The 13525-nt window shown below is 43.6% G+C and carries 14 protein-coding genes; 7 read left to right on the top strand and 7 right to left on the bottom strand.

The window, feature by feature from the left end:
• Positions 1–40: 40 nt before the first annotated feature.
• From CQ839_RS18950 to CQ839_RS18930, 5 genes are all read right to left on the bottom strand, one after another.
• On the bottom strand, positions 41–526 hold the full coding sequence (locus CQ839_RS18950) for a hypothetical protein (protein ID WP_146048769.1): 486 nt from the start codon (positions 524–526) through the stop codon (positions 41–43).
• Between the two features lie 247 nt (positions 527–773).
• Positions 774–2618 carry an ABC transporter ATP-binding protein gene (locus CQ839_RS18945; RefSeq protein WP_103669864.1) on the bottom strand — a complete coding sequence of 615 codons (1845 nt, stop codon included), beginning with the start codon at positions 2616–2618 and terminating at the stop codon, positions 774–776.
• A 67-nt stretch (positions 2619–2685) separates the two neighbouring features.
• Positions 2686–3177: a hypothetical protein gene (locus CQ839_RS18940; protein WP_146048768.1), complete on the bottom strand. Its 492-nt coding sequence runs from the start codon at positions 3175–3177 to the stop codon at positions 2686–2688.
• Positions 3178–3409: 232 nt separating this feature from the next.
• The gene (locus tag CQ839_RS18935) at positions 3410–4174 is read right to left on the bottom strand and encodes an SIMPL domain-containing protein (RefSeq protein ID WP_103669862.1); all 765 of its coding nucleotides are present in this window, start codon (positions 4172–4174) and stop codon (positions 3410–3412) included.
• 408 nt (positions 4175–4582) lie between these two features.
• The gene (locus CQ839_RS18930; protein ID WP_103669861.1) at positions 4583–6175 is read right to left on the bottom strand and encodes a DEAD/DEAH box helicase; all 1593 of its coding nucleotides are present in this window, start codon (positions 6173–6175) and stop codon (positions 4583–4585) included.
• A 254-nt stretch (positions 6176–6429) separates the two neighbouring features.
• Here CQ839_RS18930 and CQ839_RS18925 point away from each other — a divergent pair, with 254 nt between their 5' ends.
• The 3 genes from CQ839_RS18925 to CQ839_RS18915 all read left to right on the top strand — a co-directional run bounded on the left by CQ839_RS18925 (position 6430) and on the right by CQ839_RS18915 (position 8044).
• Positions 6430–7323 (top strand): YpsA SLOG family protein, encoded by an 894-nt coding sequence (locus CQ839_RS18925; protein ID WP_103669860.1) that lies wholly within the window; start codon positions 6430–6432, stop codon positions 7321–7323.
• A gap of 77 nt (positions 7324–7400) precedes the next feature.
• Positions 7401–7646 carry a type II toxin-antitoxin system Phd/YefM family antitoxin gene (locus CQ839_RS18920; RefSeq protein ID WP_103669859.1) on the top strand — a complete coding sequence of 82 codons (246 nt, stop codon included), beginning with the start codon at positions 7401–7403 and terminating at the stop codon, positions 7644–7646.
• On the top strand, positions 7643–8044 hold the full coding sequence (locus tag CQ839_RS18915) for a type II toxin-antitoxin system VapC family toxin (protein ID WP_103669858.1): 402 nt from the start codon (positions 7643–7645) through the stop codon (positions 8042–8044). The genes CQ839_RS18920 and CQ839_RS18915 overlap by 4 nt, the downstream gene beginning before the upstream one ends.
• Here the strand turns inward: CQ839_RS18915 and CQ839_RS25785 are convergent.
• Positions 8019–8153 (bottom strand): hypothetical protein, encoded by a 135-nt coding sequence (locus tag CQ839_RS25785; protein ID WP_258040793.1) that lies wholly within the window; start codon positions 8151–8153, stop codon positions 8019–8021. The two genes, CQ839_RS18915 and CQ839_RS25785, sit on opposite strands and share 26 nt — an antisense overlap.
• Before the next feature lie 185 nt (positions 8154–8338).
• Here CQ839_RS25785 and CQ839_RS18910 point away from each other — a divergent pair, with 185 nt between their 5' ends.
• On the top strand, positions 8339–8959 hold the full coding sequence (locus CQ839_RS18910) for a HEAT repeat domain-containing protein (RefSeq protein ID WP_103669857.1): 621 nt from the start codon (positions 8339–8341) through the stop codon (positions 8957–8959).
• A 70-nt stretch (positions 8960–9029) separates the two neighbouring features.
• On the opposite strand, the gene CQ839_RS18905 is transcribed toward CQ839_RS18910, so the two are convergent.
• Positions 9030–10130, bottom strand: a complete 1101-nt coding sequence (locus CQ839_RS18905; RefSeq protein WP_103669856.1) for a hypothetical protein — start codon at positions 10128–10130, stop codon at positions 9030–9032.
• A gap of 81 nt (positions 10131–10211) precedes the next feature.
• On the opposite strand from CQ839_RS18905, the gene CQ839_RS18900 reads away from it, so the two are divergent.
• Genes CQ839_RS18900 through CQ839_RS18890 form a run of 3 tightly spaced genes read left to right on the top strand, consistent with a single transcriptional unit; the run spans position 10212 to position 13454 of the window.
• Positions 10212–10877, top strand: coding sequence for a DUF4178 domain-containing protein (locus tag CQ839_RS18900; RefSeq protein WP_103669855.1), 666 nt, complete (start codon positions 10212–10214; stop codon positions 10875–10877).
• A 3-nt stretch (positions 10878–10880) separates the two neighbouring features.
• Positions 10881–12407, top strand: coding sequence for a spermine synthase (locus tag CQ839_RS18895; RefSeq protein WP_103669854.1), 1527 nt, complete (start codon positions 10881–10883; stop codon positions 12405–12407).
• Positions 12408–12410: 3 nt separating this feature from the next.
• The gene (locus CQ839_RS18890; RefSeq protein WP_103669853.1) at positions 12411–13454 is read left to right on the top strand and encodes a peptidoglycan bridge formation glycyltransferase FemA/FemB family protein; all 1044 of its coding nucleotides are present in this window, start codon (positions 12411–12413) and stop codon (positions 13452–13454) included.
• Positions 13455–13525 lie beyond the last annotated feature (71 nt).

Here is a 13525-nt window from a genome sequence, read left to right as displayed (position 1 = left end):
TTGAATTTACTAAATGCAAATTCAAAACCATCGTAATAAATTAATAAACTGCAATCACTTTAAGTCCGATATTCTTGAGGATATACTGTGCTTGACTAGCATCGCGATCGTTGACTAGTCCTATTACTAAAAAATTGCTATTGTTAACAGCTTCTAAAAATTGTAAGGTGTCCCGCACATTAATTCCTAGCCCTGTCAGAACTGATGGCAAACCATTATCTGTAGCAACATATTCCCAGTGCATCGAGTTTTGATGCTCTTGATATTGGTCGGAAATAATGACGATTTGAGGTGAACTCAAACCTTGTTTCTGCATTTCTAATACCGCATTGTTAGCTTCTTGTCTTGAAGGAAATATAGCTATAACTGTGCATATGCTTTCTGCCTCAGATTGAAAATTGTCACTGCCTTCATAAACTTCTGGCGCGATCGCATAAAGATTTCGCAATTCCATACCATCGAAATTAGAAGTGTATTTGATGGGATCTTGATTAAGAGTATTTCTCTCATTTGCTATAGTCATCATTACTCTCCAAAAAGAAATAAATGAGCATAAAATTAACTATCTTGTGTCAATCTCACTCCTTGTATACAGCTTTTTAGTTGGTAAAAAAGTGTGAAGCAATATCCTAAAAAGTTTATTGGGTAAAGGTTCTTAGGGCTTTGTTTAGTTTTTGATTTTTTGTATTATCTTCTAGTAATTATTCAATCATTTCAATGATTGATTTAATTTGTTAGGACGATTGAATTGATTGATTTAGCAATAAAACGTATTATTTGTAACCTGCCGCTTGCAGAGAAAAAAGATGGGCATAGCGTCCATCTGCTGCCAATAACTGCTCGTGACTGCCTTGCTCGATGATTTTGCCATCTGCCATCACGATGATTTTGTCCGCCATGCGTACAGTTGAAAACCGATGGGAAATTAAAACTACCATCTGGTCTTTGGTGAGAGAACGGAAATGATTGAAAATATTCATCTCCGCTTCAGCATCCATTGCCGCTGTAGGTTCATCAAGTACGAGGATGTCGGCTTGCGATCTCATAAATGCTCTAGATAGCGCAATCTTTTGCCATTGACCACCTGACAACTCTTGACCACCCTTAAACCATTTGCCCAACTGCGTCCCAAACTTTTGAGGCATATTGTTAATAAAAGGTTTCGCCATGCCTTTTTCAGTCGCAATTTCCCATTCTTGATCGTCATTGATGCGTTCTACATCACCGACTCCAACATTTTCTCCTACGGTAAATTGATATTGCACGAAGTTCTGAAAAATCACACCAATTCTTCTGCGTAAAGTATCAATATCCCAATCATTCAAATCAACACCATCTAATAAAATCTTGCCACTACTAGGTGTATATAGCCGCGTCAGAAGTTTGATAAGTGTCGTTTTGCCAGAGCCATTTTCGCCCACGATCGCTAATTTTTCGCCGTGATTAAGATGCAGGGAAATATCCTTTAAAACTGGCTCTTGACTCTCAGGATAGCAAAAGGAAACATTCTCAAATCGGATTCCTTCTGACACAATTCCTTTAGTAATCATGCCTTGAGATTGGGGAACTGGCTGTTCTAGAAATTCGTAGAGATTAGCGAGATAGAGATTGTCTTCATACATGCCACCGATGGAGGTTAGAGCTGATGCGAAAGTAGACTGACCTTGGCGGAACACGACTAAATACATGGTCATTTCCCCAAGGCTAATTCTACCAGCGATCGCCTCCATTACAATCCATGCATAGGCAGCATAAAACGCGCCTGTGCTAAGCAATCCTAGTAGATAGCCCCAAAATCCTTTTTGAATTGTGAGATTGCGATCTTCTTTGTAAAGGAGATCAAAAACATCCCGATAACGTTGCAACAGCATTCCGCCTAATTGATAAAGCTGTACTTCCTTTGCATAGTCTTCTCTCGCCAATAAAGTCTCTAGATAATGTTGCTGCCGGGTTTCAGGCGATCGCCATCGAAATAGTCTAAAAGCATGTTCTGAGAATCTGGTTTCCGCAATAAAAGAAGGAATCGCCGCTAAGACCAAGACAATCACTGCCCAAACGGAAAAATTTAATAACAATCCACTAAAGGTCAATAGAGTTAATGCTGACTGACCTAAACCAAAGATGCGACTGATCAGTGATAGCGGACGACTAGAAGCCTGTGCTCGCGCCTGAGACATCTTGTCGTAAAATTCTGAATCCTCAAAATGAGCCAGATCGAGGGTAAGCGCCTTTTCTAAAATCAATACGTTTACTCCTTGACCAAGCAGCACTCGTAGCAATGATTGAGATACGGTTAGTCCTTTCTGAACTGCTGCCAAAATCACGATCAAGATTGCCTCAAATCCTACGTAACTGAGTGCTAAATTGCGATCGCTTAACAATCCACTACTCGCCGCCAACACAACGCTATCGACAATCAATTTGCCAACATAGGCGATCGCCGCAGGTAACAGTCCACTTATAAGGGTAAAAATAGCGATCGCCAAAGTTAATCCTCGGCTAGTCGTCCATACTAGTCCTAGAGCCTTGATGCCATAACGAAATATTGTCAAAGACTTACGCAAAGTCTTTTTAAGAGATCTCTGTCCCTTTTGTTCACTTTTTTTCTTTTTTGCCATATAGCCATTTTATAGCTACATTCATCTCTAAAACCAAAGAAGCTAGTGGCGGCGCTTTGCGCCGCCACTAGCTTCTTTGGTTTTGATGTTCAAACGATCGCTTAATTGATCGCCAATAAGCCCTGATGGGAAACTCTGTATAGTCACGGGTGATTGATAACAACACAATCAAATGACCAAAAAATGTGGATATCGCCCAGAATTTAGGAAACCATGCTAGTGGGACATCTGGTTCTGTTGGAAAAAGATAGACAGCAAGGGATGCGATCGCGGTCGGTACTAATACTAATAAAATCCCCAAAATACTTAACCAACGGCTGTTATAAACCTGCACCGCATTTGCATTTTCCCAGCGCTTGCCAGTCCATGCCCATCGCAGCAAAGAGATAGTATCTGCCATCTTCAAAAATTGCTGGCGTTGATCGGCACTTTGCTCAAGGATAAAAATATGACTACAAAAATCGCAAGCCAAAGATTCCATCATCGGCATGGGTGCGATCGTGCCATGCATACAGACAGGACAGGGGGATGATGGCGATCGCGAATTGGAGTAACTCATTATTTACACTTTGACAATGTTTAGCAGTGGCGCAAAGCGTCTCACTAACATTGTAGAACAAATGAATTACCCCCTTTAATTCCCCCTTGCAAAGGGGGAAGACCAGAAATCTTGTTCCCTCCCCTTGAAAAGGGGAGGGTTAGGGTGGGGTAATTTCTTTGTTTCACGCACAAACTGAGATGTGTGTACAAGGTAGGTGCAAGGGGAGGGCTAGGGTGAGGTAAATTATCCCTTATTCAACAGCAAAAGTAATCGCTACCACCGCTCGAATGTCTTTATCAATCGAGGTGGTGTTGTAAGAGCCACTGTTGCTGACCTCAGTGGAATATCGCGCCGTAATCTGAAAGACATCTGTTTCCGCCTTGCGAATTGTGCCGAGGCGACTGCCTGAAACATTGACGATTGCATCGCCTCTAGCCTTCGCATCTTTCGTCGCTTCAGAAATCATTTCCACTCGTAACTGACTAAGCTGCGTATAGAGATATTCCGCAGGCTCCGAGGTGAAGGGAATACCCTCATTAATCAAGTCTGTACTTGATCGCGCGATCGCACTGATGCCATCGACATCTTTAGAGCGAATCTCAAAGCGTTGGATCAATCTATAAGCTATGGTTTTACCAGTTTGAACTCCATTACTATTGGTTTCTGGAATCGGTTGAGTTTCGATCGCACTGACGACGATCGCATCATCAGGAATATTTTTGCTCTTGAGATAGGCTCGCACTCGTTCGTTATAGCGTTTGAGTTCTTGGTAAGCAAGCGGCAATGTCGTCTGTTGGCTAGATACAGAGCTGCGCCAAATCACAAAATCTGCACGAATGGGACGGGTCGATGAACCAATCACGGTCAAAATGTCATTTGACCTTAGCGATCGCAGGGCATTGCCAGCGAGAAAGGCACTACCGACAAGTGCGATCGAAAGGGCAAGCATTCCACTGAATAGTTGTGGAAATGGAGATGCTGGTCTTGGTGTTGAGGCGTTAGGGTCTGACAGCATAACTTTGTTGGGAATTGTTACATTGCTTGACGTTAAGGGGGTTATGTAGTTACGGCTCGTAATAAAACGTAATTCAAGGAAAAGGGAAAAGGTAATCTCTATAGATTAGGACTTACGCAAATCAACCAAGAACTAAAGTTCTTGGCTCAAAGCTCAAGTCAGTTTTAACTGACTAAAGAAAGCCTCAAACCAACCTGTTTCAACAGGTTTAAGCTTTTAGCCCGCAATTTATTGCAGGGCAGATGCGTAAGTCCTATAGATGTTTCGTGGAGGTCAAATCATGATAAAAGGCTCAATGCTTTGAAACACCGATTGAGCCACAATTATTTGTCTTTGTCGCTGGACATATCCTGAAAGGAAATGACTAGAGAATTTCTAGGCTTGAGCGCACTAAGCGGGAATAAACTTCTATCGGTAGTTTGGGGGACGTTTATATTTACGAGAGATATCCATCTGTTTGTGTTTTGGAGGAAACCACGATCGCCAAACCCAAACGAGGATACTTTCGAGTAGCTCGGCTAGTTCGATCGCAGCTTTGCTTACTTTCTGTATAGGCGATAACTGCCGAGGAGGACGGTGAGAGCGACTCGTTGAAGATGCTCTTGGAGATGCTTTTGAAGCGATTGAGCGGGTTTGGGTAGATCGGCGATCGCGGTTTGGAATAGTTGTATTGGAGTTTGATGGCGATCTGGAAACATTTCTGGATTGGGTTGGCTGGCTGTATGCTTGTTGAGCTAGATGAGTTTCGAGTTCGGCATGGGTAGGAAGACTGAAAAAATCGGCATCTGTTTCGTAAATTTCGACGCGACGCTTGGGTAAATTGGGCAAATCGACTTGAGGTTTGGGAATATCAGTGATGGATAGTTCGATCTGTTCGATTAATGGCTCAAGCTCTGGTTCAATTGCAGGAATTTCTTCTTCTAATCCCTGTAATGTCCAATTTCGTTCTGCCTTCGCTCCACCTAAGCGCAAGCAATTACCCGCATGATCGAGAATCAATGCTTTGCGACCACCTTTAGGACGTAGTCCGCGACCGAGCATTTGTAAATGCAAGGCGACGGATTTGGTGGGACGACATAGCTGGATTACTTCGATTTCGGGAAAGTCAAAGCCTTCGGTGAACAAATTGACATTGCAGAGTACTAGGGTCTGACCAGCACGAAAACGTTCAAGGATGGCTTGACGTTCTTTAGTTGCAGTTTCGCCATCGATATGTTCGGCGGCAATGCCTGCGGTGCGATAACGCTCTGCGATCGCTTTGGAATGGTCTAGGTTAATTGCAAATACAACACAACGTTTTTGAGGAGCATGGCGCAAATATGCATCCACGGCACAACCCGCCACATAGCGGCGATCGATGCGCTCAGCTAGGTCAGCAGAATTAAAATCTCCTCCTGCAATACGAATCCCTTCTTCTGTCGGTAAAAAGCTTTCGGGTGCAAGCACATCATAATCCGCGAGAAATCCTCTCCAAATTAATTCGGATACAGAAGGCCCCACCACCAATGCTTCATAAAGGCGATCAAATCCTCTTCCATCCAGCCGAGAAGGTGTGGCTGTCACTCCCAAAATTAATGCTTCGGGAAAATGGCGCAAAATTGTTAGATAACTTGGTGCAAGTGAAAGGTGAGCTTCATCAATAATCACGAGGGCGATCGCACCCAAATCTACTTCTTGTTTTTCGAGTCGTTTTACCAAAGTCTGGACTGAAGCACATTGCACAGGATGCTCTATGTGCATGGGCTGATCGGCTTTAATAATACCAATGGGCGATCGCAGTGTTTGTTCTAGGGTTTTTCGCGCTTGCCAGAGCAATTCTTCGCGATGAACCAATAAGAGAACGCGCTGATTGCGATCGTCGAAATGTTTAGCGAGTTCGCTAAAGGTGCGTGTCTTTCCTGAACCTGTTGGCATAGCTAGCAAAATAGCTCGCTTGCCTAATCGCCAAGTTGCATAAATCTCGGAGATCACCCGCTGTTGATAGTCTCGTAGCTCGGACATCGCACGCCTCAAAAAAATCCCTTGTATTATGCCAGAAGTTTCTCAAATCGCAGCATTGACTTTGCACTCAAGCATTAGCCCTGCACTCAAGTGCGGTCTAAAAGCTCAAACCCGTTGAAACGGGTTAACTAACAGTTTTCTGTAGTCCACTTCAGTGGACTTGAGCTTTTAGCCAAGAACTTGAGTTCTTGGTTTATTTGCGTAGTAATTCTTATATGGCATCCTAAGAATTGTCCATCAAAGTGTATATATTCATGAACAAGCGCGTAACGTTAATCATTTCAGGTGGACAAACTGGTGCCGATTGGGGCGGATTGCTGGCGGCGGCGGACTTGGGCATTGCTACGGGTGGGCTTGCACCTAAGGGCTACCGTACTGAGTTGGGAGAAAATTTGGAGCTTGCCAAGTTTGGCTTACAGGAAGCCGATCGCACTGAATATGAGGTTCGCACTGTCCACAATGTCCAAGCTGCTGATGCAACGGTTATTTTTGCCGATCGCCTTCATAGTGATGGCACAAAGCTAACCATTGAATCTTGTAACAAATATGCAAAGCCATATCTCATTAATCCCGATGCGCTAACCTTGCATGATTGGCTAATTGCTCAGCAAGTCAAGGTTCTAAATGTGGCGGGTAATCGGGAGTCAGTTGCTGAGGGGATAGGCGATCGCACAAGGCGAGTTGTGAGGGAGGCTCTGAGTTTATGTGCTGTAGATGGCAAACTGATTCAAGGGCATCGCGTTGCTTCGGGGCTTTCAGAGAATAGTCCTTATGCTGAAGGTTCAATCTCGATGCAAATTCCCTTCTTCCAAAATCTAGGGTTAGACCTATCGCCCTATTTTCGAGGCACTTTAAATATTGATATCTCTCCTTACACTTACACGATCCAAAAGCCCCAGTACACTTTTCGGCAAGTGCATTGGACAACTGCGCATCCACCTGAAGATTTTTCCTTTGTTTCCTGTCAAGTTCTTTATAAGGGCGATCGCTATGATGGTTGGGTGTACTATCCTCATCCTGAAACGAAGCTGCGCCATTTCCAAAATCCATCGGTGCTAGAGGTGATCGCTATGCCTATTGACGATCTTGTCTATGGAGAGTCTTTGCAGTTACTCCTTAATTCACAGGAAATCAGTCTGCATCATTAGCATTAGGAGATTTTGGTATTTACAAGATTGTCAAGTCATACTAAACTTAGTCTATAAACTTAGTCTAGTATGTTTATATGGAAACCGTTAATATTCATCAGGCTAAAACCAATCTTTCCCGTCTTTTGTCAAGGGTGGAACTTGGAGAAGAGATTGTTATTTCTAACCGAGGTATTCCCGTTGCCAAGCTGGTTCCATTTTGTACTTCTGCTAATCGAAAAGCTAGTTTAGGAATTGATCGGGGACGTTTTATCGTGCCTGAAGACTTTAACGATCCTTTGCCAGAAGAGATTTTGTCAGCATTTGAGGGGGGTGAAGCGTGAAACTGTTAATAGATACTCATTGCTGGTTGTGGTGGTTTGCCCAGCCAGAACGTTTGAGTGAAGAGGCGATCGCTTGCCTTGTCGATGAAGCTAATGAAGTGTGGTTCTCTGTGGCAAGTGTTTGGGAAATGGGTATCAAAGTTGCGATCGGCAAGTTGCCATTACCAGAACCAGTAGATAGCTATATATCAAGTCGTATGGTGCAATTGGGGGCGCGATCGCTTGATATTTCAGTGAATCATGCTTTACAAGCTGCGGCTTTACCTTTACATCATCGTGATCCATTTGACAGAATGTTAATTGCACAGGCTCAACTGGAAAATATGACGATTGTGACGGCTGATCACATGTTTAGCCAATATAAAGACGTTTCTATCCTTTGGGCGACAAATTTATAGGAATGAGATCGCCATACTCAGACTCCAAACATGCCGCTACTACATTTAACTCTGCGATCGCTCGAATTAAGCGATCGCGCAAAGCATCGTCAAGTTTGGGATTTTGCAAAGCTACCTCTTGGATTGAGGTTAACCATTTTGAGATCGCCTAAAAATCAAGACTCTCAGTAATAGCGATCGTCTTTAGGAGATAGATTGTTAATGCGATCACGCTTGAATTAAACCAAAGTGGAATCTAGGATGATTTTACCGATGAAAAATCATTAAACTACAATTGCATTACAAATAAAAGTTATGCCTCAAATCTTAGAACTCAAAACTGAAGTAACCAAGTTCAAACAGTGGCAACCGCCTCACGAGCAAAGGAATGGTGAATGGGAATGTGACTACAAGCAATGGGATGATCTTTGGGCAGCAGCGAAATCTGCTATTTTTCGATTCAAGGACGGTGACATCCCAGACGATGTTGCGAACGACTTGCTCTTCGCAATTGCGCGGGACAATGAGACAGAACTTATTCGGGAATATCTCATCGAATTTCCGCTCCTGTTGTCAAAGTTAGCCAAACATGTTATCCCGAGCCGAGATCAAGATGCGAAGTGGCAAATTGCCGTGTCAGTCAGCGAAGCCAAACTCTACAATGCGGCAGATCTCATTCGTCCATTTCTTTTCGACGAATACGAGTATGTACGTCGGCGTTCATTGATGGCTATTACCCCATTCTCGCCATCTGAAGCCGAGGAAATCGCCATTACCAATCTGCGCGAGAAAAATGAGTACACAAGAATCGCTGCCTTGCATGTTCTGCAAATGGTTGATTCGCCTAAACTCAAGGAATGTCTCGAATGCCATGCGTCCGATCCGAGCGAGTACGTCCGAAAGAATGTTCAGAGTCTAAGTTTATTGATCGCCTAAAAATCAAGACTCTCAGTAATAGCGATCGCCCTCAGGAGATGGAGTGTTGATGAGATCGCCAACAAAAAAACTAGAAAAACTTTACTTCTGCTGGTTTTATGCCATTAAATGAGGTATTCCAAGAAACCGAATAACAATTGATATTTTTAAAAACAACGATATCGCCTTCTTGATAGGGACTGTCCTTAAAATTGGGAAGAGGAACTAGAAACTCACCTAAGCGATCGCCTTCATTACAGGTAGCACCATAAATGCTCACTGGGACTTGGGTAGCCGAGGTAGAATTTGGGACAATCAGTTGAGGCTGTGACCACCGCAGATGACAACTTTTGGACAGATCGAGAGTCATCATCCAACCACGGCGATCGCATTGTAAAGACTTCACCTTGCCATAGGCAAAACCGATATCCTCAAATAAAAGTTTCCCAGCCTCAAATATCAAAACAGTATGAGATCGCAACAAACGACGAAGTTCTATAAGTAGAGATTCCAATTGTGAAAACCCAATCTCCGCTAATCCTCCGCCTAGATCGATGCTCGGAAGTGGAAGTTGAAACTGATCGGCTAGTGTGATCGCTTGACGGGCAAAAGTCAAGATCGTATCTGAGGAATTCTCATGGAGCCCATGATGAATATGAAAGCCGACAAAACGATCTGGTGCGGACTGGGCTAACTTGGCTAATTCCGTCAGATTGGATATGCCGAAACGACTATAACTATCAAATGGGCGATCGCCATCTTCTCTGGTCAAGAGAGAAGAAGAATTGAGCCTAATCCCAAAATCCACCTGTTGAGATGGCAGCTTTTTAGCTTGAGAAAGCGTCTCAATATAAATTCTAAAGTTGTTTTGTTTGGTGAGGAATAATTGCAGGTCGTAACCGTCAAAGGCAGGATCGGTTAGGCTCACCAGTTTATTGGTTAAAGGTGTTGGCAAACCAGCATATTCATTGTAGTTAGAGATGTCAAATCCCCAGAGTACTTCGCCAGTGATCTGATAAATAAGTGGATGACTGAAAGCTTTGACGGGCATTAAAAACTGGCAATTATAGCGATCGCCTAATTCTCGCAATCGCTGAAGACGTTCTTTAAAAATTGTCAGATCGAATAGGAGTGCTGGGCCATCATAGACATAATCAAGGTGGTAAATGAACTGAGACAACCGATCTGACATAAAAAATATGAATTTCTGAATTAGTAGCGCGATCGCCTATATTATTCTTAGGAGTTTAGCAAAGCCACAGAGTTTCATTCTATGCCCAGTGTGTTTACTCAAGCCCAACTACAGCAACTATGCGCAGGCGATCGCGTTACCTATGGAGGCGTACAGTGGGAAGTTGCGGACTACAGTTCCTACGATGACGACAACGGCTATGCTACCGAAGAATGGCTGCTGAAAACCAAAAGTGCAAGATCGTACTACCTGTTGCGAGAAGTCGATCCAGAGAATCCTGCAACCTTAGTTAACTGGTATTTATCTGAAGAAATTAGTGGTTCTAGCGTTTCTGGTGATAGCTTCAGCGATAATATTCAATTTACAATGTGGCGAGTGATGCGTGAGGGAGAACGACCCTATCCACATTTACGGGCTTTGGGCAGAGAATTCTATTTTGAGTCGCAAACTGCTGGTACATATAGGAGCGACGCAGGAAAAGATTCGCGTACTACTTGGGATTATTGGGATCAAGAACATCTATGGAATTTAGCGATCGAGGCGTGGGAAGGTGGCGAGATACATTTCTATTCCACAAAGAAAGTCAATCCTGAGGATTTTTCGGAAGTAAAGACCGATACAAAGAAGGCAAGTTTCACAAGTTCTAGTAAGGGCTTTAGTAAGTCAGAGCTGAAAGAAGTACAGATTATAATGGCTTGGATTTTAACTATCGGCGGTATTCTTCTGATGATTTTTGGGGGTTGGTAGGGTATGCCCGCTTCATTATTTATTGAACATTGTCCGAACGGATTGGCTTTCTATATCAATGGCGAATTGCAGTTCCATACAGAAGATGAACAGATTTACCATGAATATTTAGTTGTTCCTGCGATCGCACTGGCTGCAAAACGGTTTTCAGATTTATCTGTATCCCAAGACAACTCACTAAACAAGGGGATTCGAGTTTTAATTTGCGGCGGTGGTGATGGACTTGCGGTTAGGGATGTATTGCGATTTCCAGAAGTGAGTTCTATTGATTTGGTAGATTTTAATCCTGAAGTATTGAATCTAGCCAAAACGGTTTTTGCACCTTTTAACGAGAATAGTTTGAGCGATCGCAAGGTTAATATTCACTGCCAAGAGGCCTTTTTGTTTTTGAGCGATCGCATTCAAAATATTGCCAACCCTGACGATCTCTATCATGTGGTGATCTGTGACTTTACCTATCCCACATCTCCCGAAGAAACCCGTGTACATAGTCAAGAATGGTTTCAGCTTATCCGCCAAGTTCTCCATCCCCAAGGTATTCTCAGTGATAATGCCGTATCTCCCGATTGTAATACGTTAGGATTCTGGTGCATGTATCAGACTCTTTGGAGTGCTGGAATGATCGCTAAACCAATGCAGGTGTGCATTCCCTCATTCCATCAGCTTGGTTATGGCGATTGGGGGTTTTTTCTAGCTGCTAACGAGCAGGCGATTACTAAAGCCGAACTCGCTAATATCCATTTTCCTAATGGGTTGCGATTGCTCAATCTTGATTCACTCTTAGCCACTTTTTGCTTTAATGAAGCGATCGCTGAGCAGCGTTTTACCGTGAATATTCACAGCCAGAAATCACCACAATTGCTTTACTATCTGCTCAATCACCATCCAAACATTATTGAATCAACGGACGCTAATATAGACTTTCTTGCTCTTGATGACGCGCAGGAAATCAACCGCCTCAGTCAATCTTGGATGCGATCGCTAGCGATCGATCCCCTACGGTTAGAGTCTGTAGCCAAGCTGTGGTTAGAGCAAATGCAAAAGTCTCATCCCGACTTTCAGAAACTGTTGCCAGTTCAAAATCCTTACCATACCCCTAAAATGACTGCCTCTTGGCTAGGTTCCGTGCCGCAACTCTTAGAGCAGATTAATTTGCCTCGTTTGCTAGATCGCGTCATTACAAGGGGAAAAGATCTGCCGCCACAGGCGATCGCCGATCTCAAGCAGCTATTAACGAAGCTTCAGTCTGGTAATCAAGGGGAACGTGAAGAGAGGACTGATGTAGCTCTTAACCGCATTGGTTCGGAAACATTTCAATTTTCTACTTCAACTAAGTTGTTGATCTCCCTTACAGTCACAATGTTAGTAGCAAATCTGATTGCTCCCGATTCTGTATTTGCAAAAGGCTCTACTGGCTTTGCAAGCAGTGGTAATGATACTGGGTTTAGTTGGGGATTCACAGGGGTAATCATAACGACAATTGGGCTTACATGGTTATCTAATTTGTATACGGATTCAGATCCCAAATAATTTATGAATCTCCACTTAGAATTATTGTCCGATCGCGATCGCTATACTTGGGATAGCATGGTCAAAACCAATCCACATAGCTGTTTCATGCAGTCATGGACTTGGGCAGATTTCAAAGAATTACAAGGCTACAAGACTTGGCGGTATGGATTGTTTTGCGGTCAGGACTCAACACCAGAATGCACTTCGGAAAACTTGGCTGGGGGGTGTATCTTCTATCTTTATCCGCAGTTGGGAGGAGCTAACATTTTATTAGCAGCAGGGGGAGCAATTCTCTCGCCAGAATGGGCTGCTATGGGAATGCCGTTATTGTTAGAAGCTGCCGAACAGTTAGCTTGCGAGTATAGTGCTTCCTTTAATACCAGCATTATCGCTTTACGCATTGAGCCTTTGTGGGAAAGCAAGCCGCAATGGTTACCAGCCGATTTTGTGCGATCGCCTGCCGATCTCATGCCTACGGAAACCCTGTTAATCGACCTGCAACTTACGCCCGATCAACTCCTTGCCCAAATGCAATCCAAGGGGCGCTACAATCTGCGTCTCAGTTGGCGCTATGGCGTAACTACCGAATTTCGCCAAGACGATGCTGCGATCGCTTTGTTTTACGATCTGTTCTGGGAAACTTCGCAACGTCAAAATTTTTTTGGTGAACCCTTTGGCTTTTTTATCAACCTTTGCCAAACCTTATTTCCTGCAAACATGGCAGAAATTGCGATCGCGAGCTGGCAAGGGGAGACATTAGCGGCAATTCTCGTCATTTATTGGGGCGATCGCTGTACCTATCTGTATGGCGGACGCAATGTTAAGCATCCCCATGTGATGGCAAGTTATGCGATGCACTGGTCAGCTATGCAACGAGCCAAAGCTAGAGGTTGCAAAATCTATGATTTCTACGGATTCACTACTGAGCCTAATCATCCCTATTTTCGATTTTCACGGTTTAAGCAACAGTTTGGCGGTGCGATCGCGAAAACAATCGGCGCATATGACTATGTCTTCTACGATCGCTTAGCAGATACAATCATAGGACTACTAGAAAAACTTTAATCTGCTGACAATTACGTAGGGTGAGTTAGCGATAGCGTAACGCACCCAATAACCTCTATGGTGCGTTACGC

The organism is Pseudanabaena sp. BC1403 (genome assembly GCF_002914585.1).
Classification (GTDB): Bacteria; Cyanobacteriota; Cyanobacteriia; order Pseudanabaenales; family Pseudanabaenaceae; genus Pseudanabaena.
Note: the sequence above shows the minus strand (reverse complement) of the source record. Positions and strands in the feature narration are given on the sequence as shown.